Source organism: Streptomyces sp. NPDC006739 (assembly GCF_042869815.1).
Lineage (GTDB): Bacteria > Actinomycetota > Actinomycetes > Streptomycetales > Streptomycetaceae > Streptomyces.
Genome location: NZ_JBIAGM010000049.1, coordinates 1 through 26,774, shown reverse-complemented (window position 1 = coordinate 26,774; position 26,774 = coordinate 1). Strand labels below are relative to the sequence as shown.

The window sequence follows — 26,774 nt, the reverse complement described above, 5'->3', positions numbered from 1 at the left end:
CCGAGCTTGTGCTCCTTTGGGGGGGGGGGCCCCCCCCCCGGGGGGGGCCCCCCCCCCCGGGGGCCCCGCCCCCCCCCCCCCCCGCCCCCCGGGGGGGGGGGGGGGCCCCCCCCCCCCCCCCCCCCCCCGCCGGTCGCGCGAAATGCTCAGGTGCCGCCGTGCCCGGCGGCCCAGCGGCGCCGTACCGCTTCTTCGTGCTCCGCCTCCTCCAACGCCAACTCTGCTACGGCCAGTTCGTCCTGCAGCCGAGGGATCCAATGCCGGCGCAGGGCGCGGACCCGCTGCCGGGTCCGTACGGCCTCGGCGGCCAGAAGCTCGGCGGCCGCTTGGGGGGCGGCGAGTTCCGCCGCGGCACGGGCGGCTGCACGATAGGCCGTCTCGGCGTGCGCGAGGGCGGTGTTGGGCGGTGTCTGTTCCCGAGGGGAGCGGACGGGGTCCGTCCAGGTGACCACCGCCGGGTGGCGCACGCCCATCAGCGCGCCCCACTGGACGTCGACACGCGCCCGCCCGGCCGGTGCCGCCTCGGCCAGTGCGCTTTCGCCGCCGAGCAGCACTCCTCGCACGAGCCACGATTCCGCCTCGGCCAGCCTCTGTCGCCACACCCGGGCCGCGTCCTCGGCCGCTTGCCGTGCCGTGTGCTCCCGGTCCAGCAGGAGCCGGAGTTTGCGTTCCAGGAGGTCCGCTCCGCGAACCGCCGTGGCGAGACTGCGACGCAGTCGCAGGCGCCCGGCGCGTCCCGCCGGGACCCGGCGCGCCCGCGGACTCATCGTGCCTCCTGGTCCTGCGGCGGAGCGTGGGCGTCGAGCAGGTCGGCCGGGAGCATGCCGAGCTGGCTGCGCGGCAGGGTCAGCAGCACCTCCCAGGCCCGGTCCAGGGCGTCGTCCAGCGACCGGTCCTCGTCGGTGCCCTGCGCCAGGAACCGGTGCCGGAAGGCGTCCTCCAGCTCCAGATGGCGCAGATCGGTCGGGCTGAGCGCCGAGCGTCCGATCAGGTCGGCGAGTTCTCGCACCTGCCGGGACCGTGCCAGCGCGGCGATCAACTGCGCCGCGACGGCGGGATGGTCCGCGCGGGTGCGTCCCGCTCCGGTTCCCTTGCGCATCAGCCGCGACAGCGAAGCCAGCGGATCCACCGGCGGATACGTACCTGCCGCCTGCACCTCGCCGGAGAGCACGATCTGACCTTCCGTGATGTAGCCGGTGAGGTCCGGGACGGGGTGGGTGATGTCGCCTGCGGGCATGGTGAGAACGGGCAGGATGGTCACCGACCCCGACCGCCCCTTGATGCGGCCACAGCGTTCGTAGAGGGACGCGAGGTCGCTGTAGAGGTAACCGGGATAGGCCCGGCGGGCCGGAATCTCGCCACGCGCGGCGGACACCTCGCGCAGCGCCTCCGAGTACGCCGTCATGTCCGTCATGACCGCCAGGACGTGACGGCCCTCGGTGAAGGCCAAATGCTCGGCGACGGTCAGGGCGAGTCGCGGGGTGAGCAGCCGTTCGATCACCGGGTCGTCGGCGGTGTTGAGGAACAGGACCAGTTCCCTCGCGGCCGAGCGGGCCGCCAGCCCTTCGCGGACGAACGCCGTGTCGGCGTGGGTGAGCCCCATGCCGGCGAACACGACGGCGAACGGCTCACCCCCGCACGTCGCCTGGGCGGTGATCTGCACGGCCAGTTCCAGGTGCGGCAGCCCGGCCGCCGAGAACACCGGCAGCTTCTGGCCACGCACCAGTGTGGTGAGCACGTCCACGGCGCCCACGCCGGTGAGTACCGCCTCGCTCGGCGGTTCCCGGCGTACCGGGTTGATCGGTGCGCCGACGACCTCCGCGTACGCCCCGCCCAGCACCGGTGGCCCACCGTCGGCCGGTTCGCCCCGGCCGTTGCACACCCGCCCCAGCCAGCCCGTCCCGACCGGGATCCGCAGTGGTGTGCCGGAGAAGGCGACGCGGGTGCCGGTGCGGTTCATGCCGGCGGTGTCCTGAAGGACCTGCACCACCGCGATGTCCCGGTCCACTTCCAGGACCAGGCCGTGCCGTCGTTCACCGGAGTCGAGGACGATCGTGGCGAACTCGTCCCACCCGACCCCGCTCACCCCCTCGACGAACAGGAGAGGGCCGCGCAGATCCCGCACCCCCGTGTACTCGATGCGCACGGCGCCGGTCATGCCGCCTCCTCGAGCCGGGCCAGCACGGTGTCGCGGGCCGCGGCGACCGGAGCGGTCTCGGCGGGGCCCGCCGTCTCGCGCGCCCGCAGCAGCGGGGTGAAGTCGACCGCTTCGACGACGTCCGCAGGGATTCCGGATTCCACCAGTTCCAGGCAGCGGTCGATGACCGTCAGTACGGCCTCCACGAGGGCTGCCGTCTTCTGGGGCGCGCAGTAGGCGTCCTCGGGGGACAGCGCGTTCTGCTGGATCGCGGCTTCGCGCAGCAGCCGTCCGGCGAGCACACTGATCCGTTCCCGGGGTGGCAGAGCCGTGATCCCGACCAGCTCGACCAGGTCGGCCAGTCGGTCCGCCTCCGCGAGCTGCCGCGCGACACGTCCACGCCGTTCGGCCCACCCGGCGTCACCGGCCCGCGCATGGGCGGTGGCCAGTGTGGCGGCGTCCCGGGAGAAGGACTCCGACCAGGACACCGCGGGATAGTGGCGCGCGTAGGCGAGATCGCGGTCCAGGCTCCACAGGCAGCGCACGAAGCGCTCGGTGTGTGCGGTGACGGGCTCGGTGCGGTCACCGCCCGGGGGAGACACCGCGCCGATCACCGTGACCGAGCCGGTCGCGCCGCCGAGGGTGCGCACGGCGGCGGCCCGCTCGTAGAACGCGGCCAGTTGCGAGGCGAGCCCCGCCGGGTAGCCCTCCTCGGCGGGGAGTTCGCCCATGCGGGAGGCGAACTCGCGCAGCGCTTCCGCCCAGCGGGAGGTCGAGTCGGCGATCAGAACGACGTCGAGGCCCATGTCGCGGAAGTACTCGGCGACCGTCGCGCCCGTGTGCACGCCGGCCTCGCGGGCCATCATCGGCATGTTGGAAGTGTTCGCGATCGTCACGGTCCGCTCCGCCAGACGGCCCCCGGTCCGTGGATCGGTCAGCTCCGCCAACTCCTCGATGACGTCCGCCATCTCGTTGCCGCGCTCGCCGCAGCCGACGTAGACGATGACGTCGGCGTCGCACCACTTGGCGATCTGCTGCAGCAGCATGGTCTTGCCGGTGCCGAAGCCACCGGGCACGGCGACGGTGCTGCCACGCGCCACCGGGAAGAGCAGGTCGACGGCACGCTGCCCGGTGTTCAGGGGCACGTCCGCCGGCAACCGCCGCGCGACGGGTCGCGGTCTCCGTACCGGCCAGGACTGCTCCATACGCACTTCCTGACCGTCCACCACGGCGAGCGCGATGTCCGAGGGGTGATCGCCGGCCGCCGCGACCCAAGTCACCTCCCCCGACAGGTTCGGGGGCACCAGGACCCGCAGCGGCACACCCGCGCCGATCTCACCGAGGACGTCACCGGCCGCGACCGTTGCTCCCTCAGCCACCCGTGGTGTGAACGACCAGGTGCGCCGGTCCGGTTCACCGGTCGTCGGTCCGCCTGCCGTGAGAAGGTCGCCGATGCCGGCCAGAGGGCGCAGCAGTCCGTCGAACACGCCGCCGAGCAGATCCGGTGCCAGCTGCACCGACAGGGGGCGCCCCTGGGGCTCCGCGGGGTGCCCGGGTGCGAGTCCGCCGGTGTACTCGTACGCCTCGATGGTGGCGGTGTCGCCGTGGATGGCGACCACCTCGCCCGGCAGCCGGGCAGCACCCAGCACGACCAGGTCGTGCATGGCCACCGTGGGCGGGCAGGTGATCTCCACGAGGGGCCCGGCGACACGGAGGATCCGTGGGCGGTCCGCGTCGTCCGGCGGAGTGCCGGGCGTGATCTGCGGAAGCGTGGGCCCTTCCAACGAGTCCGACGGAGGGCCGATGGTGGTCATGCCGGCTCCCACAACGTCTCGGCCAGGACACCGAGCCGGTCCAGGGCGCGATCGGCAAGGGCGTCCGCCGACAGGTCGACGCGGCGGCCGGGCACCTCGGCCGTCACCCCGCCCCCCGAGGCTGCAGTGACCCTCGCCTGCGGACCCAAGAGCCCTCGTGCCGCCTCCGCGCAGCGCGACTGCAGAGACGCGTCCTCCGCGAACGCCTTTCGCACACCCGCGCGAACCGACGCCCTCAGGGCCGCATAGACCTCGGCGCGGGCCGCGAGTTCCGCCGCCCAGGCGTCCTGGACCGCCCGCACCCGTTCCCGAGCCGCCTCGGCGGCACCGTCGGCCCTGCCGAGGTCCCGGGCCTGGGAGAGCACTGCCTCGGCCGCGGCGCGGGCCGAGCGCAAGGATTCCTCCGCGTCGGCGCGCGCACGGTCCCCGAGCGCGTCGGCCGAGGCCCGTGCCGCGCGCAGCAACTCGGCGCGGACGGGGCTCAGTGCGTCCAAAGGCGCGGTCATCCGGGCATCACCACCGTCAGCGGCCGGGACGGGTCAGGCGCCGTCGCCGCGCTGCCCAGCGCTTCGGCGGCCACGGCCGTGAGGATCACCAGACCGACCGTTCCGGGCAGCGTCCGCCAGGCGCTCCGGACGGCGTCCGGATCCTCCGCGACGAGGACGTCGACCCCCGCCAGGGCCAGACCCGACACGCTGGTCCGTGCGCCGATGGCGGCCACTGTGCCCATCGTCAGGCCTTTCCGATCAGCAGGATCGCGACCACCAGCCCGTACACCGCGATGCCCTCCGCCAGACCGACGATCACCATGGCCCGGCCGAACATCTCCGGCCGTTCACTCAGCGCGGCCAGCGCCGCGGCACCCGTGTAGGCGACGGCGATCGCGGCCCCTATCGACGCGCCGGCCACCGCGATGGCCGCCCCGATCAAGGCGGATCCGTTGACCCCACCGGACGCGGCGGCCTGCGCCGAGGCCTGCGCCGGACCTGCCAACGCCGTGGCGAGGACGACGAGAGCGCCGCCCAGCAGGGCGATGTTCGTGGCCAGGAGCCAGCGGAAAGCATGTCTGGTGCGGCGCCGCCGCAGCAGCCGGACGGCGCCGAGCACCGCCACGAGGACCGGCAGGACGATCAGCCAGGTGAGCATGGGATCACCTTCGTAGCGGGATCGGCAGGCTCCGCCGGGGGAACGTGCCAGGGACGGAACGGTCGGCCCTCCGTCTCGAAGAGCCGGGAGAAGAGTTCGTAGAACTCCAGCCGCAGCGCCTGCACACCGGCCACCAGGGCTTCCAGGCCGAAGGAGACGGCCGTGCCCACGACGAACAGCAGGGCGGCGCCCGCGACCCCGGCGGCGCCACGCCCGGCCAGGCCGGTGGTACCGCGCCACACAAGATCCGCGAGGGCGGCATGGGTCAGGCCGAAGGCGGCCAGCCGGGCGAACGACAGGGTGTTGGTGCCGGTCCGTACGATGACGTCGAACAGCCGCACCACCGTCTCGGCGAGTCCCGCGCCGCCGCCCGCAGTGGCCCGGAACAGGCCGAACCCCACCAGCGCCAGCCCGGTGACGGCGAGAGCGGCTCCGGTGACGGCCGGAGCCTGCCGGTGCAGCACCGGGCCCGCCGCGGCCAGAGCGAGGCCCAGGTAGAACAGCAGCCCGGCACAGCCCGTTGCCGCGTACAGCCCCGAGCCCCAGCCGTCCTCACGCACCCGGTTCACCGCTCCGGCGGCGTGTGCGAGGGCCAGCAGACCGGCACCGAACACCACGGCGGCGGCCAGCAGACGGGCAGGACTCTCCAGCGGGCTCAGCCACAGCACCGGCAGCAGGCCCGTCGGCCCGAAGAACTCGCCGTAGGCGGCACCCGCCGCCATGGAGGCGACGCCCGCACCCGCGAGGAACGGCCACAACCGGCCCAGCCCGGCCAACCGGCGCGGCCACCCGAGGCGCAACGCGACCGCGCCGAGTACCAGCAGCGCACCGTGCCCCACGTCGCCGAACATGATCCCGAACATCGCGACATAGGCGAGGCCCGCCGGCCACGAGGGATCGACGTCCGCGTAGGCGGGTGTCCCGTACGTCGTCACCAGCGGCGTGAAGGAGGCGGCCCGGCCCGGCCGCAGCAGCGTCGGCGGATCGGTTCCGCGCGGGCACGGCAGCGGCAGCAGCGCGCCTCCCGCAGCGGCCAGGCGCCCCGCGACGCGGGATACCTCGCCGGCCGGGCACCACCCGGCCAGCGCGGCCACCTCTCCCTGTCGCACGGCACCTTCCGCGCGCTCCTGCAGCTGGGCCTCGCCCGCCAACAGCGCGGCGTTTCCACCGCGTTCGAGCAGGTCGAGGTCGGGCGCGGCGGTGGCCAGGACTGCTGTCGCGGCGCTTTCGGGCCCGGCTTTCGCGCCCCGTCCCCGCAGCCGCTGCAGTCGCACGGCCGCTGCCCCGGGAGCCGCCTCCTCGGCGCGGTCCAGTTCTACGCAGCCCTGCTCGGCTATCCGTACCAGAGCGTCCCGCAGGGCCGCCTGCGGGACGACCACCGCCACACGGCGCATCCGGACCGGCGTCACCGCTTCAGACCAGGGCATCGAACACTTCCCTGGGCCGTCCCCCGCGAGCCGCCGACTCCAGGGCCGCCCGCACCCGCCAGGCGTCCACGGACAGCAGCGCCACCGCACCGACGACTACTGGGGGCCCGTACCGGCCCTCGCGCAGCAGCACCGCGCCGTCCGCTTGCACCGTCCGCCACCAGCGGGCCTCCGCCCGCCACAGTTCACCCGGTTCGTCGATGCCCTCCAGGGGCCAACCCGCGGAGGAGGGCAGACGCTCGCGGAACTCCTGGTACGTGGCGGCGGCCGTCGCCCGCCTCCCGAGCAGCCGTGCCGCATCGCGCAGTACGGGCTCCGGAAGAGAGCGGTGATGTACGAACAGTTCCCGAGCCGCCAGCAGGACGGCGCGTCCCTGTGCCCAGCGGCGCGCGGGCTGTACGGCGATGGCGGTGCGGCGCGCGGCGGCCATCCGCATGCCGGTGACCAGGGCCCACGGCGTGTCGCCGCCCGGGTCCCCCCAGGGCGACGCCGTGAGCGCCGCCCGTGTCTCAGCGGGTGTCCCGGCGCGTTCCAGACTTCGCCAGGCGGTCTCCAGTGCCCCGAGCCGATAGGGCTCCGGCGCCGCCTCCGCGCGGCGACCATCGGGTGCGGGGAGCCGGGAGGCCACGTTGGCGATCTCGAACCCGGCGGCGAGCGGAACCAGCAGGCGGGCACCGCCACGGGGCAGCCAGCCGGCCAGTACCCGCAGATGCCACAGCAGGGTGGCGGACACTGCCCGCTGGGCCTCGCGCAGGTCTGCCGCCGACCGCGTGTATCTCGCGTAGGGCGTGGGCGCCAGGCGTTGCAGGGCGTCGTCGAGCGTCGGCCGACCCGCGACCTCCCGCGCCCCGACGGTTCCCGGGCATCTGCCGACAAGGGCCTTCGCCCGCACCGCGCCGGCGACCCACCCGCCACTCATGACTCTTCTCGCTCCCTGCCTGTAAGGCGCAGGCCGTCGGCCACAGCGAGATCCACCAGGTGGGGCATACGTTGAAAGGCCCGCTCGCGGATCGCCGAGGCAGTGCGGTCTCCGGCGGCGCGGAGGGCGTCCGCCTCCTGCCGCGCCTCCCGCAGGAGGGGTGCCGCGGCCTGCCGGCGAACCTCGGGGGCGTGCTCGCGCGCGGCATCCACCATGCGTGCCGCCTCTCGCGCGGCGTTCTGCCGCAAGGCCTCGGCCTCCTGCTCAGCGGCTGCCCGGATCCGTGCCGCCTCCTGCTGAACGTCTGCCAGCCGGGTGAGGGCGGGCTCCAGCTCCGCGGCGCGTTCCGCCGTACGGTCTGCGGGCACGCCGGTGGCGGCTGCTCCCGGCGTGCCCGCCGGACGGAACCGCTCCAGGAAGTCCCGCAAGGTCATCGCCGGCCTCCTGACGATCGGCTGCCCCTTCAGTCTCACCGTTGCCGTCCCGGCCCGCACCGGATAGTGCCGTCACGCCGGTCCACCAGGGCCGTTCGGCTCTAGGCACGGGCAGCGAGGGCGAAAGACTGGGACGACAGGCAACTCGACGGAATCAGGAGGCGGCCGTGAACGAGCACGAGAACTTCTCCGCGGAGGCCGCAGCCCGGCGGGATGTGCCCTCTCGCCCCCGGAGCCCCGGCGAAACAGCACGGCAGGACACGCTGCTCCGCTACCTGGGTGCTGTGGCCACCGCAGCCGCCAAGCATGCAGGTACAGAAGCGCAGGCTCCGACGACTCTGCATAGCGCTACGGCCCGCCCCGCACCTCCGTCCGCCCCGCTCACGCCACCGTCCACATCCCCGCCCGAACTGGGGCTGCCCCTGGTGCGGGACGTGATGGACGTGCCCGCTGCCTCCCTGCGCGAAGACCTGCCGTACCGCGACATCGCCCGCTCGCTGGCGCGCGAGCACGCGGGGGCGCTCCCCGTCGTGGACGCCGAGGACCATGTGGTCGGTGTCGTCTCGGAGTCCGACCTGCTGGCCAAGGTCGCCTTCGAGGCATCCGGTCACCGGCCCGGCCGCATCGGCAGGCTGCGTGAGCGCCGGATCCATGGCAAGGCCCGTGGCGACGTGGCCGCCGACCTGATGACAAGTCCCGCGATCACGGTGCTGCCGGACGCGACTGTTGCCGAGGCGGCCTGGCTCGCCGCGCTGTCCCGGCTGAAGCGGATGCCCGTCGCCGACCGCGAGGGTCGCCTGGTGGGCGTCGTGCGCCGCGAAGCGCTGCTGCAGTCGCTCATCAGGGACGACGCCGGTATCCGGACGGAGGTCGACGCAACGATCGCGGCGTGCTGCCCACCGGATGACCGCGAGAACGTGGAGGTGGCCGTGCACGACGGCATCGTGGAGCTGACCGGGCGGCTGCCCTCGACGACACTGGCCCGGCTCGTGGCGGAGGTGGAGGAGCTCACCGACGTCGTCGAGGTGAAGAACCTGCTCACAGCCGCCTGATTCCGGCCGCCCTCAGCAGGAGGAACGATCCTTGACCTAGTAGTGGGAGTGGTGCGGGCCGGATTCGTGCTGGTCCAAGTGCGAGGCGAGGACCGCAGCCTGGACACGGCGCTGCACGCCCAGTTTGGCCAGCAGCCGTGAGATGTGGTTCTTGACGGTCTTCTCCGACAGGTACAGCTTCTTGCCGATCTCGCGGTTGGTCAGACCGTCGCCGATCAGCGCGAGAATGTCGCGTTCTCGGGGCGAGAGGCCGGCCAGTTCAGGGGGCAGCGAGGGAACCTCGGCCGAGTCGGCCCGTAGGGATCGCATGAGCCGGGCGGTCGTGGCCGGGTCCAGCATCGACTGCCCCGAGGCGACGGAGCGCACCGCCGACACGAGGTCGGAGCCCTTGATCTGCTTCAGCACGTATCCGGCCGCCCCGGCCATGATCGCGTCGAGCAGGGCCTCCTCGTCGTCGAAGGAGGTCAGCATCAGGCACGCCAGTTCCGGCATCCGGTCGCGCAGCTCGCGGCAGACGGTGATGCCGTCGCCGTCGGGCAGGCGGACGTCGAGCACGGCGACGTGCGGTCGCAGGGCCGGGCCCCGGGTGAGCGCGTGTTCGGCGGTGTCCGCGTCGCCGACCACGCAGATGTCCGGTTCGGCGTCGAGGAGGTCGGTCAGTCCGCGCCGTACGACTTCGTGGTCGTCGAGCAGGAACACCCGGATCGGGTCCTGCTCGTTGAAGGTACGTGTCCCGGTCATGGAACCTCGATTCCTCGGACGACGGCACACTGCCGAATGTCCTAGACGTCGATCATCACCTGATGGTGGAGGTTGCACCAGGGCCGACCGGCCCCAGTCACCCGGCGGCGCTATCCCCCGCGGCTACTGCGTCCCGCCGTCATGTGCGAGGTCGAACCCCACGTCCACCACCCCCCGGTGAGCGTCACGACGCCGTCGTGCACCTCCACCTGCACGGTCGACGTCGGCGGCGGGAAGAGATACGAGGCGATCTCGCGCCTGACCTCTCCCGCGATGTCCTCGTCGTCGCGCAGGAAGACCTTCAGCAGGTCGGCCCGGCTGACGACGCCGGTCAGCAGCTCGGCCTCGTCCACCACGGGCAGCCTCTTGACCCCCTCCCGCGCCATGATGCGGGCGGCCTCGGCGAGCGTGGCAGCGGCCCGGACCGTGACGGCGGGGGAGGACATCAAGTCTCCTGCGGTAAGGGCGGCGGCCTTGGCCACGTCGACGAGCTGACGCAGTTGGAGACAGCCCGCGTCGGGGTCGTCCCGGAGCTCCTCCTTGGGTAGCAGGTCGGCCTCGGACACGACCCCGACCACCCGGCCCTCGCCCTCGATCACCGGCAGGGCGCTGACCCGCCAGTCCTGCATCAGCTGCACGATCTCCTTGAAGGGGGCCCGGCGGCCGACGGCCGCGACCGTCTGGGTCATGACGTTGCTGACGATGTGCGGGGTGCCGTACATGGTGACTCCACGAGGGCCTCGACGGGGTGTCCGGCTCCTTCCAGGGTGTGCCGGGAGCCGGAGGCGGGCCAGGGGCCGCCCGGCCCCTGACCGGCTCGTCCGGCTACCGCATCGCAGAGGGCCGGTCGGTCCCCGAACGGGCCCTGTGGCCCCTGATGCGGCAGGCGCCGCAGCGCCACGCTGATGGCGGAAACCGCGTACCGGGAGGTGGGGACCATGTCCCGAACCGTCGCCGTCGGCCTCGACGACTCGCCCGAAAGCCGGGCCGCAGCCGAGTGGGCGGCTCGCGAAGCGCTGCTGCGTGGCCTGCCCCTGAAGATCGTGCATGTCCAGGAGCCGACGCCCACATACGTGGCCCGCACCCCGTTGCTGGACCTTGACGGTTACCGGCACTGGGCCCAGCAGTTGACGCACGAGTCCGCGGACGGCATCCGGCTTCGTCACCCGGGCATCGAAGTGACCACCGAGCAACTGACGGGGACCGTGGCCGACGTCCTGTGCGAGGCGGCGGGCTACGCCGACCTGCTGGTACTGGGATCGAGGGGCTTCGGCGGATTCGGCGGTTTCATGGTCGGCTCGGTCAGTCTGGGTGTCGTGGCTCGTGCCGAACGTCCCGTGGTGCTCGTTCGGGCGCAAGAGCAGGCCGCAGACGAGCACAGGATGGACCCGGCAGGCGTACCGTCCGCTGCGGCGCCGTTCCGTCCCGTCGTACTGGGCCTCGACATCGACCATCCGGACGACACACTGCTGGAATTCGCCTTCGACGCAGCCGCTCGCCGGAAAGCCGCTCTACGAGCCGTCCACGCCTGGCCCGAACCGCCCACGTCCTTCTACCGCTTCACCGGTGACGCCGAACTCTACGACACGCTCGAGCGCGGACAGGCCTCTCTGCTGAGCAAGGCGCTGCGTCCCTGGCGGCAGAAGTTCCCGGACGTCGAGGTGATCGAGGCGAGCCGGTGCGGCAGCGCCGCCCAGGTACTCGTCAACGATTCCCGCGACGCCTCCCTGGTGGTCGTCGGCCGGCACATCCGCAGCGGCGCCTTCGGCGCTCACATCGGCCATGTCACGCACTCGGCCCTTCACCACATCACCGCCCCCGTCGCGGTCGTCGCGCACAGTTGAGCCGGCACCCCGAGAAGGAGAACCCATGAAGGCATCAGCCGCACGGGCCTTCGGCGAGCCCGCGCACCTCCCGATCGTCGTCGGTGTCGACGGCTCCGAGCCGAGCCTCAGAGCCGTGGAGTGGGCCGCCGACGAGGCAGCCCTGCGCGGGGCGCCGCTCCGTCTCATCGCCGAGACCGCCGAGTGGCGCGCTCGCCGCCGACAGCCGGGCGTGAAGATCACTACCGACATCCTGCCCGAGGAACCGGAGTACAGCCTGATACGGGAGAGCCGCAGCGCTCTCGCGATGGTCCTGGGCTGCCGAGGCCGCAGCGGTGTGACCGAGGCACTTCTCGGCTCCGTCAGTGTCACGGTGGCCGGGCACGCGCACTGCCCGGTCATCGTCCTGCGCGGAAGCCATGACAATCAGGCCCGCTCGGGGGCACGCGGTCGCATCGTCCTGGGGGTGAGCGAGAAGCCGACGCACTCGGCCGCCGCACGGTTCGCGATCGAGGAGGCCCTGCTGCACGGGGTCCCGCTGGAAGCCGTGCGGGCCTGGCGGCGTCCGCTGCACGAGCCCCGCGCGCATCCTCTGATGGTCGGAGAACCGGCCCACCTGCAGGAGCGGCAAGCCGCGGAAACGGTGGAGGAGGCACTGCGGGACATCCCGGCCGACCTGAAGGTGTACCGCCGTACGATCGAGGGCTTCGCCCGCGACGCCCTGCTGGCGGTGTCCCGCGAAGCCGACCTGCTGGTCGTCGGGGCCCGGCGCCGCGAGGGACACTTCGGGCTCCAACTCGGCCGCGTCGCCCATGGGGTGCTCCACCACGCCGCCTGCCCGGTGGCCGTGGTTCCGGAGCGCGTCTGAGCCCGCCCGCACAGGCGACGTCACAGATGGCTCCACCGGTCGCGTCAGCCTGAACTCGATCGTCACCTGCGGTGGTTGGCCACGCGGATCGGCCGGTCGTCAGTCATCGTGAAGTCACTGCCACACGCAACCGTTGGCAGTCGACGTGATGGCGCTCCAGGAAGCGCCCGGCAGAGTAGGCGACGCACGAGGCGAGCGGCACAACGAGAATCTCGACGGGCGTGGGGCCGCGGTCGTCTCCGCCTGCCTCGACAAGCTGGTCGGGCCTGCCTCGACAAGCTGGTCGGTGACGGGGGCGTGTCCTCGTACGGCGACCTTGCCCGCAGCTTCCCGGGTGGCATACCTCGACGTGGCCCTGGGGCAGGGCAGTGGTCCCTCCGGTGGTTGAGTCCGTCATGATGCCTTCTTCGTGAGATGCGAGTCGGTGCTCCGCGGCAGGGTCTGTGTGGGCCCGGCCGGCCACGCCAGGGCCCGGGTGATGTCGGCGACGGTGAGGATGCCGAGAAGGCGTCCTCCGTCCATGACCACTGCACGGCGTACCGGGCTCACCTGCAGCCGAGGCAGCAGGTCGAGCACCGGCTCCTCGGGCGCGGCGATGACGACGTCATCCAACGGACGCATCACCTTGCCGACGGTCGTGCTCGCACGCGACTGGGCCGGCGTCATCTCGACACGGCGCACGGTGAGCAGACCGACCACCGAGCCATCTGCGGCCAGCACCGGGAAGGCCGAGTGGCGGTAGTGACCGAAGGGTCCCTCGGCCAGGAAGTCGGCGAGGGCCGCCGTGTCCGGCACCGTGACCGGGTTGGGGGTCATGACGCGGCTGACCGGGACACCGCCCAGCACGCTGCGCATCTCGGCCTGGCGGGCCTCCGCGGTCGCCGCGCTGATGAGGAACCAGCCGATCAGCGCGGGCCACAGGCCGGACAGGTTGTGCCCGAAGAGCACGGCCGCGAAGCCGGTCACCACCATGAACCAGCCCAGCGCCCGGCCCGCGGCCGAGGCGCCGCGGGTGGCCCGCAGCCGGTCGCCGGTGCGATGCCACAGGTACGCCCGCAACAGCCGCCCCCCGTCGAGCGGGGCGGCGGGCAGCGCGTTGAAGACGGCCAGCAGGATGTTGATCGCGGACAGCCAGGCGACCGCCTCGACCACGAGCCCGGACGCGTGCAGCGCGCCCAGCCCGGCGGCAACCCCCGCGAGGACACCACCGGCCAGCAGGCTGGTGAGCGGCCCCACGGCGGCGATGCGCAGCTCCGCGGCCGGGGTCGTGGCCTCGCTGTGCAGGCGTGCGGCGCCGCCCAGCATCCACAGGGTGATGCCGTCGACCTGTACGCCGTTGCGGCGGGCGACCAGGGCGTGCGCCAGCTCGTGCGCCAGCAGCGAGGCGAGGAAGACGACCGCGGCCAGCAGGGCCAGAGCCCAGTACTGCACGGCGGAGTGGCCGGGATGGGTGGCAGGGAATTCACCACGCGCGAGAGCGACCGTCACCAGGACGACGATGACCAGGACGCTCCAGTGCAGGCCGACACGAATGCCGGCGATCCGGCCGAGGGACAGCGTCTCGTTCATGGACCTCGCCTCATCATCCAGCTTGCGGACCGAGGGCCGCCGTGCCCGCTCAGCGGGTGCGAGGGGTGCGGCTCCCGGCCGTACGGTTCAGCCCGTCTTCGGGCCCCATCGCGGTCCCACCGAATCCCACTCCTGGTCCCAGCGGGCCATGCGACGCCGGTCGAGCCGCGCGCGTGCGACGGCGCCCGCGCCGAAGACCGGTGCCGCGACGGCGAGGGCGGCCGCGGCACCGAAGAGGGCGGCCTCGACGTGCCCTTCGTTACGGCCCGTCGGCTGTGAGAGCGTGACCCGGCCCTGGTCGTCCTGCCAGACGGTCACCGAGGCTCCGGCTTTCAGACCACCGTCGACCAGCGTCTGCCCGCTACGAGGGGTGCCGTCTGGAGCTGTCCAGCGCACGGAGCCCTGAACACGGCCGTCGTTCTGCCGGTCCGCGCTGACCTCGTGTGGCGCGTCGGCGAGAAGGACCGCTCGGACGGCGTGCCTGTGAGCGCGCTGCTCCGCGTACTCGTGCTCGGCGCTGCGGGCCGTCACCAGTGCGGCGACGGTGCCGGCAAGGGCGACCATCAGCCAGACCGTCAGGACGACCCAGGCCTCGACGACGTCCTCGTGCCGTCGCAGCGGATTGCTCCGCCACCGCCACAGCCGCTTCTTGGTGCTCATGAGACGGCACACCTCCTCGAGCGGTGCCTTCTTCGACGGTGACTCCGGCGGGTCCGCGCCCACAGGGGCCGACAGGGCTCGGTGAAAGGCCGCCCGGACCCCGGCTCACGCGCTGGTGGGGTCCATTGGTCCCTATTGGTTGGCTTCCTGGGCGAGACGCCCAAGACCGCTGTGGGTGTGGAAGTGATCTCGGTCCGTCAGGCCCCGTTGCGGTACCGAAGCCGCGCTGCCACGGGCCGGTGAGCTTAAGGCGCCGTCCGGTTGTGTACAGGGGCCGGAAGGCCCAAGCGCGACCTCCTGCGCACCGCTCAGGCTGGACGTGCGGGGTGCTTCCCGGCACCGTGCCGGTCCCGGCGAGCGGCTCTGGTCGTACGCGCCGGAGCGCTGGTCCCGCAGCAGACGACAGGGTGAGGAACGCTATGAAGGGCTTCGTCTTCCACGGTCCGGGACAGGCGTCCTGGCAGGACGTGCCGGACCCGGCCGTCAAGGAGCCGACCGACGCGATCGTCATGGTCGGCGCGGTGACCGTCTGCGGGACGGACCTGCACATCCTCAAGGGCGACGTGCCCGAGGTGCGTCCCGGCACGGTGCTCGGCCACGAGGCGGTCGGTGAGGTCGTCGAGGTGGGGAGCGATGTGCGCACCGTGCGTCCCGGGGACCGGGTGCTGCTCTCCTGCATCACCTCGTGCGGCCGGTGCCGGTTCTGCCGGGACGGCTCCTACGGACAGTGCCGGGGCGGCGGAGGCTGGATTCTCGGCCGCCTCGTCGACGGCACCCAGGCCGAATACGTCCGTGTGCCGTACGCCGACCTGTCCGTCCACCCGCTGCCCGCCGCCGTGCCCAGCGAAGAAGCCGTCCTGTTCGCGGACATCTTCCCGACGTCCTACGAGGTGGGCGTCCTCAACGGGCACGTGCGTCCGGGCGACACGGTGGCCATCGTCGGTGCAGGGCCGATCGGACTCGCGGCCATCGCCACGGCCCGGCTGTTCTCGCCCGAGCGGATCATTGCCGTCGACCTGGCTCCGGCCCGCCTGGAGGCCGCGCACCGGCTCGGTGCCGACGCGGTGGCCGAGGTGCACGAGGCGCCCGGCCTGGTCGACGACCTCACCGGTGGGCTCGGGGCCGACGTGGTCATCGAGGCGGTCGGCGTGCCGGAGAGCTTCGAGCTGTGCACCCGCATGGTCCGCCCCGGTGGGCATGTCGCCAACGTCGGCGTGCACGGCAAGCCCGCCACGCTCCACCTCGAAGACCTGTGGATCAAGAACGTGACCATCACGACCGGCCTGGTGGACACCTACTCCACCCCGACGCTGCTGCGGATGGCCGCGGCCGGCCGGCTGCCCACCGGGCAACTGGTCACCCACACCTTCCCGCTGCACCAGATGGAAGAGGCGTACGACGTCTTCTCCGAAGCCGGCGAGACCGGTGCGCTGAAGGTGGTGCTCGGCGGGGAGCGGCACGCGGAAGTGGCCGTTCGTGCGGCCTGAGCGAGAGGGGGACGGCGCCGTGCATCGCCGGGGCGTGATCGCTCCAGGACACGGCAGCCGGGACCACGAGCGGCGGCAGCCTACTGCTGCGGGGTTTCTCCGCCTTCGTCCTCGCCGACCGGTACGGCCGCTGGTGTGAAACAACGCTGCCACGGCCGGAGGCCGGGCGAAGGAACTCCCGTGCCAGGGCCGCTACGGGTACTCCCGGAACGGGAGTTGTGGGTCAGGACGGGGGCTGGAGGACTGCGGCGACGACGTAGACGGTGGCGTTGGCGGCCTTGATGTTGCCGCAGGCGATGTTCACCTTGTTGTTGACCTTGGACTTGGTACCGCGCAAGGCCCGGCCTCTCGTGCGCCCACCCGCAGGTCTTCGTCGAGCGTGCGGACGCGGTACTGCCGGCCGTCGGGGAGCCGCAGGCGTTCCCGCAGCGTGGGCAGTTGCTCCACGTCCAGGTCCTGGTCGACGTGCCGGGAGAGGCTTTGCCCGACGTACCGGTGTCCTTCGCGGAAGACGAGTTCGTGGATCTCGTTTCCTTTCAGGAAGACCCACCGGGTGGTGCGTCCTAGGCTGCCAGGGCATCGGCGTCCAGGGCGCGGAACTCTTCGTCGGTGAAGTCGACGGGGAGACCGAGAGTGTTGTAAACAATGCCGGTCGCTCCAGAGTTGTCGGCATCTTTGGGGAAGACGATGATCTCCGCGTGCGGAACGCCGTGGAGGTTCTCGCGCGTCCTGGTCATTGGAGGCCGGTCGGGCGGTGTTGACGACATACGGGCACTGGCTTTCCGCGACACGACGATGGTTCTGGGCGGTCTGCAACCGTTGACGCCGACTGGCATCGGCGATTCCCAGGGCCCCAACCTCATGGTCGTGAACCTATGGGCCTGTTCGCACCTCCGCTCTCGGGTGGGATTCGCCGTTCGGCCGTACGAGTGCGATCACGCCCCTACGGGGAGAGGCAGCCACCCGCGCCCGGTGGCGCTCGGTGAGGCGGTCAGAGTCTCTCCGGCTGCGCCGACCGGTGAAGCGGGGGAGGATGGTGCCGGGGGGCGGATCTCACGTGGCCGGCTGACGGAGCCCATGCCTCGATGCTCATGCCTCGATGGCTGTTGAGTGAAGTGGTGTTGATATGACCGAACCCGAATCATCGCAGCGCCCAGCCTGGCGGCGCATCCCCGAGGACGTGGCCGGCACCGCCGTCGCGGTGGCACGGGCCGCCGGACGTGCGGCCCTGCATCCGAGGGCCACGATCGATCGCGCACGCCACCTGCCCACCATGGTGCCCGCACTGGGTCAGGCGGTGAAGCCGATCCTGACCGGGCGTATGGACGACTGGCGGGCCGAGTACGCCTACACCCTCGGTGAGCAGGCGTTCGTCTACGGGTTTCCGTACATCTACAATGCCCAGCTGAGGCACGACTGGGTGACACAGCCGCGGAACCCGTCGACGGTGCCGTACGCACCCGTCAACCACTTCTGGCACGCCCAGCGGTTGCTGGACGCGACCTACCGCGACGGAGGATGCCCCAACACCGACACCGTGTATTCGGCGGCCTGGGTGAGCCTCGGCAGCGAGCCGGTCATCCTCTCCCATCCGGACATGGGTGATCGTTACTTCACCTTCGAGCTGGTCGGGATCACCTCCGACAACTTCGACTACGTGGGTCAGCGCACCACCGGCTCCGGCGCGGGCAGCTTCGCTCTCGTCGGTCCGGGCTGGCAGGGAAAGCTCCCTGCCGGGGTGCGGCAACTGAAGGAGGCGCCGAGCCCCTGGGTTCTCATCCTGGGCCGCACCCTCGTCAGCGGCCCAGCCGACGTGCCACGCGTCCGGGAACTCCAGGAGCAGTACCGGCTCACCCCGCTCAGCCTGTACAGCAAGCAGGACGCGAAGGTCCCCGAGAGCCGTGACGTCCTGACACCGATCCCGGCCGCGGAGGACCCCCTGGGGCCGTGGAAGACCCTGAACGCGATGCTGGCCGAGAACCCCCCGCCATCCCATCACGAGGTCCTTCTCCAGCAGTTCGCCCAGATCGGCGTGGGGCCAGGGCTCGACGTCGAAGCACAGCCCGAGTCGGTCAAACAGAGCCTGATCCGGGCCGCCGCCGTCGGCACGCCCCTGCTCAGGCAGCAGACCCTCAGCGGCGACTGGGCCCACCTGGTCAACGGTTGGCGCTACCCGCCCCCGCAGATGGGACGCTTCGGCGACGACTTCCTCAAACGCGCCGCCGACCAGGCGCTGCTCGGCATCGCCGCCAACGACCCCGCCGAAGCCGTCTACCTGCTCAACTTCGAGGACTCCGACGGCAACAAGCTGGCCTGTGACGGCAGGTACCGACTCCGCTTCGCCATCGACGCGTTGCCACCGGTCGACGCCTTCTGGTCGCTGACCGCCTACGGAGAGGACATGAACCTCATCGCAAATCCTGCCGACCGCTACTCGATCGGCGACCGGACCACCGGCCTGCAGTGGGACGCGGACGGAGGACTCACCATCCACCTGCAGAGTGAGACGCCCGGCCAGGACAGTGAAGCCAACTGGCTGCCCACCGCGAAGGACGGCACCTGGTTCGTGGCCCTTCGCATGTACCGGCCCCGTCCCGAGGTGCTCGACGCGACTTGGGAGTGCCCTCCGCTGACCCGCATCGCCTGACGCCGACCCCGGTGCTCGGACAGGGAGGCTGCCGAGAGGTCCTGCTGGTCAGCCTGGGCGGCGGGGGCGGCCTCCGAGCCGTCTCCAGGCCCGTCGGCCGGCTGTCCTCGGCATTGCATTCCTGCCGGGGTTGACTCCAGCGGCAGCGGTGCCGGGCGTTCCTCCACGGACACCCTGATCAATGCCCTGCCGGAGTCGGGCGACCGACTGCAGCCTCCGGCCGGATGGACGTACCGTCCGTCTCCGTGAGGAGGACACCGGTGACCAGTTCTGGGCGGATGCGCACCGCCTGGTCCACGGGTTCCATCGGTGCCCAAGGCTGTAGCAGCCCGCGGATACGCTCCAGTTCCACCGGGTCGGTCACCAACTGGGCATACCCCGTGACGACCACGCTCCAGCCGAGGTGGGTGTCCGGGTCGATGGCATCGGCCTCGTACGCCACGACGACGCCCGCGCTGTCGGCCGGCTGCGCGTGAGACGTCAGCGCGGCGCCCTCGTGCGTGCGGATGACGATGTACCCGTTGTCCAGGACGTGGTTGACCGGGCGTACGGTGGGCAGGGCCTGCCGGGTGAAGACGATCCTGCCCAGGGACACGCTGCCCAGCAACCGCAGCGCCTCGGCATGGTCGAGGTTGATCCGCTGAAGTGCTCGCATCTCACTGGCTGCCATCACGTGCCTCCTTCCGCTGCCGGTCGGGCCCGCACCGGTGAAGCGACCGTGCGTCGCCCTCACCTGCTGTCACTCGTGTCCATGTCCGCCAGCGCCGCCCTGCCCGCCTCGAGACGGGCCACCGGGACCCGGAACGGCGAGCAGGAGACGTAGTCCAGGCCCACCTCATGGAAGAAGTGGATCGACTCCGGGTCACCGCCGTGCTCGCCGCAGACGCCGGTCTCGAGGTCCGGGCGGGCCGCACGTCCCTCCTCGACGGCGATCCGGACCAGTCGGCCCACGCCCTCCCGGTCGAGCGTCTCGAAGGGCGAGTCGGCGAAGACGCCCTTGTCCAGGTAGGCCGAGAAGAACGCGGCCTCCACGTCGTCCCGGGAGAAGCCCCAGGTGGTCTGGGTGAGGTCGTTGGTGCCGAAGGAGAAGAACGCCGCCTCCTCGGCGATCCGGCCGGCCGTGAGCGCCGCCCGGGGCAGTTCGATCATCGTGCCGACAGGGCAGTGGACAGGTGTGCCGGTCTCCTCACCGACCTCGGTCAGAACGCGGGCCACCTCCCCGCGGGCGAGCCGCAGTTCCTCGACGGCGCCGACGAGCGGCACCATGATCTCCGCGTGCGGAGAGCCACCCGCTCGCGTGCGCTCTACGACCGCCTCGGCGATCGCCCGGACCTGCATCGCGACCAGTCCCGGAACCACCAGGCCGAGCCGCACGCCACGCAGCCCGAGCATCGGGTTCTCCTCGTGCATCCGGTTCACCGCTGCCAGCAACTCCACGTGGTGCGCGTCCGGTTGTCGTCCCGTGGCCTCGGCGGTGGCGATGCGGACGGCCAGGTCGGTGCGGTCGGGCAGGAACTCGTGCAGCGGCGGGTCGAGCAGCCGGATGGTGACCGGGAGGCCGTCCATCGCCTCCAGGATGCCCGTGAAGTCCCGCCGCTGGAGCGGCAGCAGAGCCTCCAGCGCGCGGGCGCGGTCGGCATCCGTACGGGCGAGGATCATCTCCTCGACCAGCTTGCGCCGCTCGCCGAGGAACATGTGCTCGGTGCGGCACAGCCCGATGCCCCTGGCTCCGAACCTCCGGGCCCGGGCAGCGTCTTCGGGGCTGTCGGCGTTGGCGCGCACGTCCAACCGCCGTACCGAGTCGGCGTGGTCCAGCGCCCGGGCCACCGCGCAGACCACGCTGTCGGCCTGCTCACCTCTCTCCAGGTAGCGCATGGTCGCCGACGCGACCAACGGGACTGCCCCGAGGTACACGTCACCGGTGGAACCGTCGACCGAGATGACGGTGCCCTCCTCGACGACAACGCCGTCACGGGCGGTGAATCGCCGTGCCCCAGCGTTGACGGTGATGTCCTGCGCCCCGCACACGCACACCTTGCCCATGCCACGGGCGACGACGGCCGCGTGGCTGGTCTTGCCGCCGCGGCCGGTCAGCACCGCCTGCGCGGCCACCATCCCGGGCAGGTCGTCGGGCGTCGTCTCCTCGCGGACGAGTACCACCTTCTCGTCGGCCGCGGCACGTCGTACGGCCTCCGCGGAGTCGAACACGGCCGCGCCCACCGCGGCACCCGGCGAGGCCGGCACACCGTGGGCAAGCGGCTCGCCCGTGGCGGTGGTGTCGAAGCGCGGGAACATCAGCCGGGCCAGCCCGTCACCGCTCACCCGCGCCAGGCCCTCGTCGGAACTGATGAGACCTTCCTGCACCAGCTCGGTGGCGATGGCGAAGGCGGCCTCGGCGGTGCGCTTGCCCACCCGGGTCTGCAGCATCCACAGCGTTCCGCGCTCGATGGTGAACTCGATGTCGCACAGGTCGCGGTAGTGCCGTTCCAGCGTCTGTGCGTGATCGCGCAGTTGCCGGTACGAGCGAGGGTCCAGCCGTTCCAGCTCGGCCAGCGTTACTGCGTCCCGTACGCCCGACACGACGTCCTCGCCCTGGGCGTTCGGCAGGTAGTCGCCGTACAGGCCGGGGCGCCCGGTGGCCGGATCGCGGGTGAAGGCGACGCCGCTGCCCGAGTCGGGGCCGAGGTTGCCGAACACCATGCGCTGCACGGTGACGGCCGTTCCCAGGTCGTCCGGGATGCGCTCGCGCCGTCGGTACAGCACGGCGCGCTCGGCGTTCCAGGACCGGAAGACGGCGAGGATCGCCTGCTGGAGCTGCTGGGCGGGGGACTGCGGGAAGTCGCGGCCGGTCTCGTCCCGGATCAGGCTCTTGTACGTCTCCACCAGCCATGCGAGGTCGCTCGCGTCGAGATGGAGGTCGTCGGGGGCCTCGCGGGCGTCCTTCAGCAGGGTCATGGCCTCGTCGAACAGGGCCGGATCGACTCCCAGCACCGTGCTGCCGTACATGTGGACGAGCCGGCGGTAGGAGTCCCAGGCGAAGCGCTCGCTGCCGGACACCTTGGCCAGGCCGAGCACGGAGTCGTCGTTGAGACCGATGTCGAGGACCGTCTCCATCATGCCGGGCATCGAGAAAGGGGCCCCGGATCGGACGGACACCAGCAGCGGGTCGTCACCCTGCCCGAGCTGCCGCCCGGCCCCCGCCTCCAGCGCCGAGAGGTGCCGGGAGACCTCCGCCGACATCCCCTCCGGTTCCTCGCCGGTGGCCAGGAACGCGCGGCAGGCTTCGGTGGAGACGATGAACCCCGGCGGTACCGGCATCCCGAGCCGGGTCATCTCGGCCAGGTTCGCGCCCTTGCCGCCGAGGAGGCCGGCCAGGTCACGGCCACCGTCCTGGAAGTCGTACACATAGCGGACCATGACGCCACTCCTCGGCTCCGAGGTCTTGTGCTTCCCAGCCTGGAAGAAAGTGCCGCGCCGGGGCAGGTGCCCTCCGTCCCACGGCGTGGGCCGACCGGCCCCGAGTGGCGAGAGCGGCCCGTTCCGGCGTCGGGAGACGGTCTCCGGCCACACCGGTACGGCCGTGCTGCATTTGTCGGCGGAGGCGGTCAGGAACCGATTCCGAAGCGGGCGGACCGCAGGGCCAGGCGCCGGCTGGCGAAGTCTGAGCGCCTCCTGCCGATCGCCTGCGCGCTTGCTCTCTCCAGTTGCCATTGGGGTGTGCTCAGCGCTTTCTGGAAGAGCGGGTGGAACGGCCCGTTCTTCCAGGAGGAGCGCACCATGGTGCAACCGGTGAGTCAGCCAACGATCAGCGCTGAGCAGTTCAGCCGGGTGTGTGACGAGATCAGGAGTACAGCGGCGCCCGAGAAGAGCGCTCAGTCCATCCGGGACTGCGCTCTGCGCATCGTGCAGACCCTGGGCCTGGGGCTGTCCACGGATGACCTGAACAGGCTCCTCGCCGAACTCATGGCCCCCGGGGCGGCCCCATCCCCAAGGAGCCCGCACTACACCCGGGAGGCCATCCTGGACATGCCCGACCAACAGCCAGGAGAAGCTGAAGGTCCGGTCAGGTAGAGCGGGCCGTCACGACTGGTTGCTTCCTCAGCTCGCCGGAGGGTGCTTGCACCCTCGACGCCGACAGGACCGCGACAGGCACCGTGGCCATCGCCGACCTGTACGTCTTCCGGCGTCGAACAGCCGAGTGACGCCGCTGGAAAAGCCGACCCGCACGCGCCGTTGCCGGCCCCCGACCGACCACCGTGGGCAGCCGGGGCTCCGAGCCCGGATACGCCACCCGGCCGGGCTGCCTCCCACCCATGGTCGAAGCGTGGTGGCCAGTCCCGTGAGGACCAGCACTCGCCCCCAGCGCCGGCGCTCTCACCTCGGTCAGAACGAACTCGGTCCCTGTCTCAGCAGCCTCTCCCTAGCCAGAAAAGTGGCCTAATTCATGCGATCGACGGAGGATGGAAAAAGTCGCGCGGCGGGCAGACAGGTCCGCTCCCCTACCTCCCCCCGCCCCGGCACCGTCGCGGCTCCCGGATCACACCTACCGGACGCATGAAACCAGGCGTTTCCCATGATCTTCGCGTTGATCCGGCTCGACGGCAGACTGCGTTTCCATGACGGAATCCCGGGCCGAACAGACAAGGAAGCCGACTCCGGGCCCAGCGCCTGCGCCACCTTCGCCATCCAGCGAGCTGTCTGGGGCTGCCACGGACTCCAAGGCCACGAAAGCGATGTCCACGGCCCCGTCGGCGCCCCTCCGCCGAACCGGTTCACCACCGTTGCCGTGTCCGCGTCGGGAGGCCCCTAGTCAGAGCATCCCCAGCAACCTGGCCATCGGCGGTGACCGTATTGATCCCTGCTTCGACAAACCCGTCTCCTGTGGCCTCACCGAGGCACAACGACACCACGTCCGTGACGTCCACGGCGCCCTCCGCAGGCGCCCTGCGTCCTCACCGGGCGTGGAGCCCCAGGGCGGCGATGCGTATGACCAACCAGCGGTGCCGAGATCGTGAGACCAGCCTGTGCCCGAGGAACGGTGCACCCACTTCCGAAGGCTGGGCAGGGTGAGCGTCTCTGCTCCGGCGCAGCCGGCCGTGCTCGCGCCCGGGGTGATGTCGGCGGCGGCCTTGTCGGGAGACGAAGTCCTTCGTGAGCTCGGTGTCGTCGCCGGGGAGGGCCTGGGTGGCCAGGAGGCCGCACGACGGCAGGCGCAGTTCGGCCCCAATGCGGTCGCTACGCACCGTGCCCGGGTGTTTCCTGTGCTGTGGCATCAGCTCCGTTCGCCGCTGCTCGGGCTCCTGGTGGCGGCCGCTGTCGCGTCCTTCCTGGTGGGCGAGCGCAGCGATGCGGTGATCATCGGGCTGATCGTGAGTGCGTCCGTGGGACTGGGCTTCGTCAACGAGTACCGGGCCGAGAAGGCGGCCGAGGCGCTGCACTCCCAGATTCACCACCAGACCGTGGCGCTGCGCGACGGCCGGGCCACGCTGGTGGATGTCACGTCGCTGGTCCCGGGTGATGTGGTGGAGCTGCGTCTGGGTGACATCGTGCCGGCGGACCTGCGGCTGCTGGAGGTCACCGGTCTGGAGTGCGACGAGTCGGTGCTGACCGGCGAGTCGCTGCCGGTGGACAAGAACATCGCCGCGGTCGCGGCCGGGACCCCGTTGGCCGAACAGTCCGGGTGTGCGCTGATGGGCACGGTCGTCCGGACCGGTGCTGCTCGCGGGGTGGTGGTGGCCACCGGGGCGCACGCCGAGTTCGGCAAGATCGCCGCCGGGCTCGACACCCACCCGCTCGACACCGAGTTCCAGGTCGGCCTGCGGCGCTTCTCCCTGCTGCTGGTGTACGTCGCGGGTGCGTTGACGACCTCGATCTTCGTGATCAACGTGGTGCTTCACAAGCCGATCATCGACGCGCTGCTGTTCTCGCTCGCCATCGCGGTCGGTATCACCCCGCAGCTGCTGCCCGCCGTCGTATCGACCAGCCTGGCCGCCGGGTCACGCCGGATGAGCCGGCGCAAGGTGCTGGTCAAGCGGCTGGTATGCATCGAGGACCTGGGCGATGTCGATGTCCTGTTCACCGACAAGACCGGCACGCTCACCATGGGCCGCATCGAGTACATGCGCGCCGTTCCCGCCGACGGCCACAGCTCCGAGGCGGTCGTGCGGTGGGGGCTGCTCAGTACCGAGAACGCGGCCCGCGATGCGCAGGACGTCGGCGGGAACCCATTGGACCAGGCCCTGTGGCGGTCTCCGGCCGCCGCGGGCGAGTGGACCGCCCTGGACGGGTACGTACAGCTCGCGGTGCTGCCCTTCGATCACGAACGCCGCATGATCTCGGTCCTCGTGCAAGGCAGGGACGGTCGTTCGCTGCTGGTCACCAAAGGCGCTCCGGAGACCGTCCTGGACCGCTGCGTCGACGTCCCGCCCGGAGCCCGTAACGCGCTCGCGGCGGAGTTCGCCGCGGGAAACCGCGTGATCGCCGTCGCCACCCGGCCCGTCGACACCGCCACGCGGTCCCTCGGGCCCGAGGACGAGCGGGAGCTGAGCCTGGCCGGACTGCTGGTGTTCCTCGACCCGCCCAAACAGAACGCCGCCACAGCACTGCGCAGACTCGCCGACCTCGGCATCGCGGTGAAGGTCGTCACCGGCGACAACGCCGCAGTCGCCGCCAAGGTCTGCCACGACCTGGGGCTCACCGACGCGGGCGCGATGACCGGCAGCGAGGTCGACGTCCTGGACGACGCACAACTGGCCGAAGCGATCACCAGGACCACCGTGTTCGCACGAGTGAGTCCCGAGGCCAAGGCCCGTATCGTGCACGCGCAACGGCTCAGCCGCGGCGGCGTGGCGTTCCTGGGCGACGGAGTCAATGACGCACTGGCCCTGCACGCGGCCGACGTGGGCATCTCCGTCGACTCGGCAACCGACGTCGCCAAGGACGCGGCCGACGTCATCCTGCTGGAGAAGGACCTCAACGTCCTCGCGGACGGTGTGGTCGAGGGCCGCCGGATCTTCGCCAACACCATCAAGTACGTGCTTATGGGTACCTCGAGCAACTTCGGCAACATGGCCTCCGCCGCGGGCGCCTCGCTGTTCCTGTCCTTCCTGCCGATGCTCCCGTCACAGATCCTGCTGAACAACCTTCTCTACGACAGCAGTCAGCTGGCCATCCCCACGGACAACGTGGACGAGGACCAGCTGCGCAAGCCCTCTCACTGGGACATCGCCTTCATCCGCCGGTTCATGCTCTCCTTCGGGCCGCTCAGCTCGGTGTTCGACTTCGTCACCTTCGGCGTCATGCTCTGGGTCTTCCACTCCGGCCCGGCCCAGTTCCGCTCCGGCTGGTTCGTCGAGTCGCTGGCCACCCAGACCTTGGTGATCTTCGCCATCCGCACCCGGCGCATCCCGTTCTTCCGCAGCCACCCCAGCCTGCCGCTGACTCTCGCCGCGCTCGGCGTCGTCACGATCGGCGCGGTGCTGCCCGCCACCCCGTTCGCGCACACCCTGGGCTTCCAACCGCTTCCGGGAGGGTTCTTCGCCACGCTGGTCGGCATGATCCTCGCCTACCTGGCCCTCATCGAAATCGGCAAACGGCTCTTCTACGGGGCTGCAGTCGCCGCACCTCCGGTTCCCCGGCACTATGCCGGCCACCGTCACCTGCGCCGCCGTGCCGGCCGCTTCAGCACTGCCGGGCCCCACCCCACGCCGGTCGACGGCGAACCGTGATGCAGACCGTCGGCCTTGCGGCGAGCGGTGGGGCGCGGGCAGGGGAGCGCATCACCGTGCCGTGACCCGTCGGGCGGCTGTGAACTGTGGGGCACTGCAGTCTCGTGCTTTGCAGGTGCGCTCACCTGGTCTCGGTCGCCCCGTTCGGTGCCGGCACGTGAGCGGACCCCGTCAGACCGAGGGTTGCTACGGGCGTGGGGGACGGCTGCGCCGAGGTGGCGGCTGCTGTCGCTTCGCGGGCGAGGAAGGAGCCGAGTTCGCCGATGGTGCTCATCAGCGGTGCCGGGAAGACGACGGTGGTGTTCTTGTCCACGCCGATCTCG

23 protein-coding genes and 1 pseudogene are annotated in these 26,774 nt (G+C 71.5%); 7 read left to right on the top strand and 17 right to left on the bottom strand.

Annotated features, from left to right (window positions below; translation table 11 throughout):
* Positions 1–146: 146 nt before the first annotated feature.
* Genes ACFYMM_RS42325 through ACFYMM_RS42285 form a run of 9 tightly spaced genes read right to left on the bottom strand, consistent with a single transcriptional unit; the run spans position 147 to position 7,877 of the window.
* On the bottom strand, positions 147–767 hold the full coding sequence (locus tag ACFYMM_RS42325) for a V-type ATP synthase subunit D (RefSeq protein WP_388397719.1): 621 nt from the start codon (positions 765–767) through the stop codon (positions 147–149).
* Positions 764–2,158 carry a V-type ATP synthase subunit B gene (locus ACFYMM_RS42320; protein ID WP_388397717.1) on the bottom strand — a complete coding sequence of 465 codons (1,395 nt, stop codon included), beginning with the start codon at positions 2,156–2,158 and terminating at the stop codon, positions 764–766. Before ACFYMM_RS42320 ends, ACFYMM_RS42325 begins: the two co-directional genes overlap by 4 nt.
* Positions 2,155–3,951 carry a V-type ATP synthase subunit A gene (locus tag ACFYMM_RS42315; RefSeq protein WP_388397714.1) on the bottom strand — a complete coding sequence of 599 codons (1,797 nt, stop codon included), beginning with the start codon at positions 3,949–3,951 and terminating at the stop codon, positions 2,155–2,157. The genes ACFYMM_RS42320 and ACFYMM_RS42315 overlap by 4 nt, the downstream gene beginning before the upstream one ends.
* Positions 3,948–4,457, bottom strand: a complete 510-nt coding sequence (locus ACFYMM_RS42310) for a hypothetical protein (protein WP_388397712.1) — start codon at positions 4,455–4,457, stop codon at positions 3,948–3,950. The genes ACFYMM_RS42315 and ACFYMM_RS42310 overlap by 4 nt, the downstream gene beginning before the upstream one ends.
* Complete coding sequence (locus ACFYMM_RS42305; protein ID WP_388397709.1) at positions 4,454–4,681, bottom strand: V-type ATP synthase subunit F; 228 nt, start codon at positions 4,679–4,681, stop codon at positions 4,454–4,456. Before ACFYMM_RS42305 ends, ACFYMM_RS42310 begins: the two co-directional genes overlap by 4 nt.
* Positions 4,682–4,683: 2 nt before the next feature.
* Positions 4,684–5,097, bottom strand: a complete 414-nt coding sequence (locus ACFYMM_RS42300; RefSeq protein ID WP_133920593.1) for an ATP synthase subunit C — start codon at positions 5,095–5,097, stop codon at positions 4,684–4,686.
* Complete coding sequence (locus ACFYMM_RS42295) at positions 5,082–6,524, bottom strand: V-type ATPase 116kDa subunit family protein (protein ID WP_388397707.1); 1,443 nt, start codon at positions 6,522–6,524, stop codon at positions 5,082–5,084. Before ACFYMM_RS42295 ends, ACFYMM_RS42300 begins: the two co-directional genes overlap by 16 nt.
* Positions 6,511–7,443: a hypothetical protein gene (locus ACFYMM_RS42290; protein WP_388397704.1), complete on the bottom strand. Its 933-nt coding sequence runs from the start codon at positions 7,441–7,443 to the stop codon at positions 6,511–6,513. Before ACFYMM_RS42290 ends, ACFYMM_RS42295 begins: the two co-directional genes overlap by 14 nt.
* On the bottom strand, positions 7,440–7,877 hold the full coding sequence (locus tag ACFYMM_RS42285) for a hypothetical protein (protein ID WP_388397701.1): 438 nt from the start codon (positions 7,875–7,877) through the stop codon (positions 7,440–7,442). Before ACFYMM_RS42285 ends, ACFYMM_RS42290 begins: the two co-directional genes overlap by 4 nt.
* A gap of 167 nt (positions 7,878–8,044) precedes the next feature.
* Between ACFYMM_RS42285 and ACFYMM_RS42280 the strand changes: the two genes are divergently transcribed.
* Positions 8,045–8,929, top strand: coding sequence for a CBS domain-containing protein (locus tag ACFYMM_RS42280; protein WP_388397699.1), 885 nt, complete (start codon positions 8,045–8,047; stop codon positions 8,927–8,929).
* A gap of 36 nt (positions 8,930–8,965) precedes the next feature.
* Here the strand turns inward: ACFYMM_RS42280 and ACFYMM_RS42275 are convergent, their stop codons facing one another.
* Both ACFYMM_RS42275 and ACFYMM_RS42270 read right to left on the bottom strand, forming a co-directional pair.
* Positions 8,966–9,670: a response regulator gene (locus tag ACFYMM_RS42275; protein ID WP_388397696.1), complete on the bottom strand. Its 705-nt coding sequence runs from the start codon at positions 9,668–9,670 to the stop codon at positions 8,966–8,968.
* A 110-nt stretch (positions 9,671–9,780) separates the two neighbouring features.
* Positions 9,781–10,392: a CBS domain-containing protein gene (locus ACFYMM_RS42270; RefSeq protein ID WP_388397694.1), complete on the bottom strand. Its 612-nt coding sequence runs from the start codon at positions 10,390–10,392 to the stop codon at positions 9,781–9,783.
* A gap of 216 nt (positions 10,393–10,608) precedes the next feature.
* Between ACFYMM_RS42270 and ACFYMM_RS42265 the strand changes: the two genes are divergently transcribed.
* Both ACFYMM_RS42265 and ACFYMM_RS42260 read left to right on the top strand, forming a co-directional pair.
* Entirely contained in the window at positions 10,609–11,514 is a 906-nt protein-coding gene (locus tag ACFYMM_RS42265; RefSeq protein WP_388397692.1) for a universal stress protein, read from the top strand.
* A 25-nt stretch (positions 11,515–11,539) separates the two neighbouring features.
* Positions 11,540–12,361 (top strand): universal stress protein, encoded by an 822-nt coding sequence (locus tag ACFYMM_RS42260; RefSeq protein WP_388397690.1) that lies wholly within the window; start codon positions 11,540–11,542, stop codon positions 12,359–12,361.
* 393 nt (positions 12,362–12,754) lie between these two features.
* Here the strand turns inward: ACFYMM_RS42260 and ACFYMM_RS42255 are convergent, their stop codons facing one another.
* Together ACFYMM_RS42255 and ACFYMM_RS42250 are read right to left on the bottom strand one after the other, a co-directional pair.
* The gene (locus tag ACFYMM_RS42255) at positions 12,755–13,930 is read right to left on the bottom strand and encodes a site-2 protease family protein (RefSeq protein WP_388397688.1); all 1,176 of its coding nucleotides are present in this window, start codon (positions 13,928–13,930) and stop codon (positions 12,755–12,757) included.
* Between the two features lie 87 nt (positions 13,931–14,017).
* Positions 14,018–14,590, bottom strand: a complete 573-nt coding sequence (locus ACFYMM_RS42250; protein WP_388397685.1) for a hypothetical protein — start codon at positions 14,588–14,590, stop codon at positions 14,018–14,020.
* Between the two features lie 419 nt (positions 14,591–15,009).
* Here ACFYMM_RS42250 and ACFYMM_RS42245 point away from each other — a divergent pair, with 419 nt between their 5' ends.
* The gene (locus ACFYMM_RS42245) at positions 15,010–16,077 is read left to right on the top strand and encodes a zinc-dependent alcohol dehydrogenase family protein (protein WP_388397683.1); all 1,068 of its coding nucleotides are present in this window, start codon (positions 15,010–15,012) and stop codon (positions 16,075–16,077) included.
* 563 nt (positions 16,078–16,640) lie between these two features.
* Here ACFYMM_RS42245 and ACFYMM_RS42240 read toward each other — a convergent pair.
* A complete protein-coding gene (locus ACFYMM_RS42240; RefSeq protein ID WP_388397681.1) occupies positions 16,641–16,814 on the bottom strand; it encodes a hypothetical protein in 174 nt (57 codons plus the stop codon).
* A gap of 389 nt (positions 16,815–17,203) precedes the next feature.
* Between ACFYMM_RS42240 and ACFYMM_RS42235 the strand changes: the two genes are divergently transcribed.
* On the top strand, positions 17,204–18,724 hold the full coding sequence (locus tag ACFYMM_RS42235) for a DUF1254 domain-containing protein (RefSeq protein WP_388397678.1): 1,521 nt from the start codon (positions 17,204–17,206) through the stop codon (positions 18,722–18,724).
* Positions 18,725–18,902: 178 nt separating this feature from the next.
* Here ACFYMM_RS42235 and ACFYMM_RS42230 read toward each other — a convergent pair whose 3' ends face one another.
* Both ACFYMM_RS42230 and ppdK read right to left on the bottom strand, forming a co-directional pair.
* Positions 18,903–19,394: a pyridoxamine 5'-phosphate oxidase family protein gene (locus ACFYMM_RS42230; protein ID WP_388397676.1), complete on the bottom strand. Its 492-nt coding sequence runs from the start codon at positions 19,392–19,394 to the stop codon at positions 18,903–18,905.
* 59 nt (positions 19,395–19,453) lie between these two features.
* The gene (gene ppdK, locus ACFYMM_RS42225; protein ID WP_388397673.1) at positions 19,454–22,141 is read right to left on the bottom strand and encodes a pyruvate, phosphate dikinase; all 2,688 of its coding nucleotides are present in this window, start codon (positions 22,139–22,141) and stop codon (positions 19,454–19,456) included.
* Between the two features lie 300 nt (positions 22,142–22,441).
* On the opposite strand from ppdK, the gene ACFYMM_RS42220 reads away from it, so the two are divergent.
* Both ACFYMM_RS42220 and mgtA read left to right on the top strand, forming a co-directional pair.
* Positions 22,442–22,795 carry a hypothetical protein gene (locus ACFYMM_RS42220; protein ID WP_388397671.1) on the top strand — a complete coding sequence of 118 codons (354 nt, stop codon included), beginning with the start codon at positions 22,442–22,444 and terminating at the stop codon, positions 22,793–22,795.
* Positions 22,796–23,790: 995 nt separating this feature from the next.
* Positions 23,791–26,451 carry a magnesium-translocating P-type ATPase gene (gene mgtA / locus ACFYMM_RS42215; protein ID WP_388397669.1) on the top strand — a complete coding sequence of 887 codons (2,661 nt, stop codon included), beginning with the start codon at positions 23,791–23,793 and terminating at the stop codon, positions 26,449–26,451.
* A 121-nt stretch (positions 26,452–26,572) separates the two neighbouring features.
* Here mgtA and ACFYMM_RS42210 read toward each other — a convergent pair.
* Positions 26,573–26,774 (bottom strand): annotated as a pseudogene (locus ACFYMM_RS42210) (hypothetical protein); the annotation flags it as partial.

Coding starts and splice junctions, on each gene's coding strand:
- ACFYMM_RS42325 (WP_388397719.1), bottom strand. CDS start 767: ATGAGTCCGCGGGCGCGCCGGGTCCCGGCGGGACGCGCCGGGCGCCTG.
- ACFYMM_RS42320 (WP_388397717.1), bottom strand. CDS start 2,158: ATGACCGGCGCCGTGCGCATCGAGTACACGGGGGTGCGGGATCTGCGC.
- ACFYMM_RS42315 (WP_388397714.1), bottom strand. CDS start 3,951: ATGACCACCATCGGCCCTCCGTCGGACTCGTTGGAAGGGCCCACGCTT.
- ACFYMM_RS42310 (WP_388397712.1), bottom strand. CDS start 4,457: ATGACCGCGCCTTTGGACGCACTGAGCCCCGTCCGCGCCGAGTTGCTG.
- ACFYMM_RS42305 (WP_388397709.1), bottom strand. CDS start 4,681: ATGGGCACAGTGGCCGCCATCGGCGCACGGACCAGCGTGTCGGGTCTG.
- ACFYMM_RS42300 (WP_133920593.1), bottom strand. CDS start 5,097: ATGCTCACCTGGCTGATCGTCCTGCCGGTCCTCGTGGCGGTGCTCGGC.
- ACFYMM_RS42295 (WP_388397707.1), bottom strand. CDS start 6,524: ATGCCCTGGTCTGAAGCGGTGACGCCGGTCCGGATGCGCCGTGTGGCG.
- ACFYMM_RS42290 (WP_388397704.1), bottom strand. CDS start 7,443: ATGAGTGGCGGGTGGGTCGCCGGCGCGGTGCGGGCGAAGGCCCTTGTC.
- ACFYMM_RS42285 (WP_388397701.1), bottom strand. CDS start 7,877: ATGACCTTGCGGGACTTCCTGGAGCGGTTCCGTCCGGCGGGCACGCCG.
- ACFYMM_RS42275 (WP_388397696.1), bottom strand. CDS start 9,670: ATGACCGGGACACGTACCTTCAACGAGCAGGACCCGATCCGGGTGTTC.
- ACFYMM_RS42270 (WP_388397694.1), bottom strand. CDS start 10,392: ATGTACGGCACCCCGCACATCGTCAGCAACGTCATGACCCAGACGGTC.
- ACFYMM_RS42265 (WP_388397692.1), top strand. CDS start 10,609: ATGTCCCGAACCGTCGCCGTCGGCCTCGACGACTCGCCCGAAAGCCGG.
- ACFYMM_RS42260 (WP_388397690.1), top strand. CDS start 11,540: ATGAAGGCATCAGCCGCACGGGCCTTCGGCGAGCCCGCGCACCTCCCG.
- ACFYMM_RS42255 (WP_388397688.1), bottom strand. CDS start 13,930: ATGAACGAGACGCTGTCCCTCGGCCGGATCGCCGGCATTCGTGTCGGC.
- ACFYMM_RS42250 (WP_388397685.1), bottom strand. CDS start 14,590: ATGAGCACCAAGAAGCGGCTGTGGCGGTGGCGGAGCAATCCGCTGCGA.
- ACFYMM_RS42245 (WP_388397683.1), top strand. CDS start 15,010: ATGAAGGGCTTCGTCTTCCACGGTCCGGGACAGGCGTCCTGGCAGGAC.
- ACFYMM_RS42240 (WP_388397681.1), bottom strand. CDS start 16,814: ATGACCAGGACGCGCGAGAACCTCCACGGCGTTCCGCACGCGGAGATC.
- ACFYMM_RS42235 (WP_388397678.1), top strand. CDS start 17,204: ATGACCGAACCCGAATCATCGCAGCGCCCAGCCTGGCGGCGCATCCCC.
- ACFYMM_RS42230 (WP_388397676.1), bottom strand. CDS start 19,394: ATGGCAGCCAGTGAGATGCGAGCACTTCAGCGGATCAACCTCGACCAT.
- ppdK (WP_388397673.1), bottom strand. CDS start 22,141: ATGGTCCGCTATGTGTACGACTTCCAGGACGGTGGCCGTGACCTGGCC.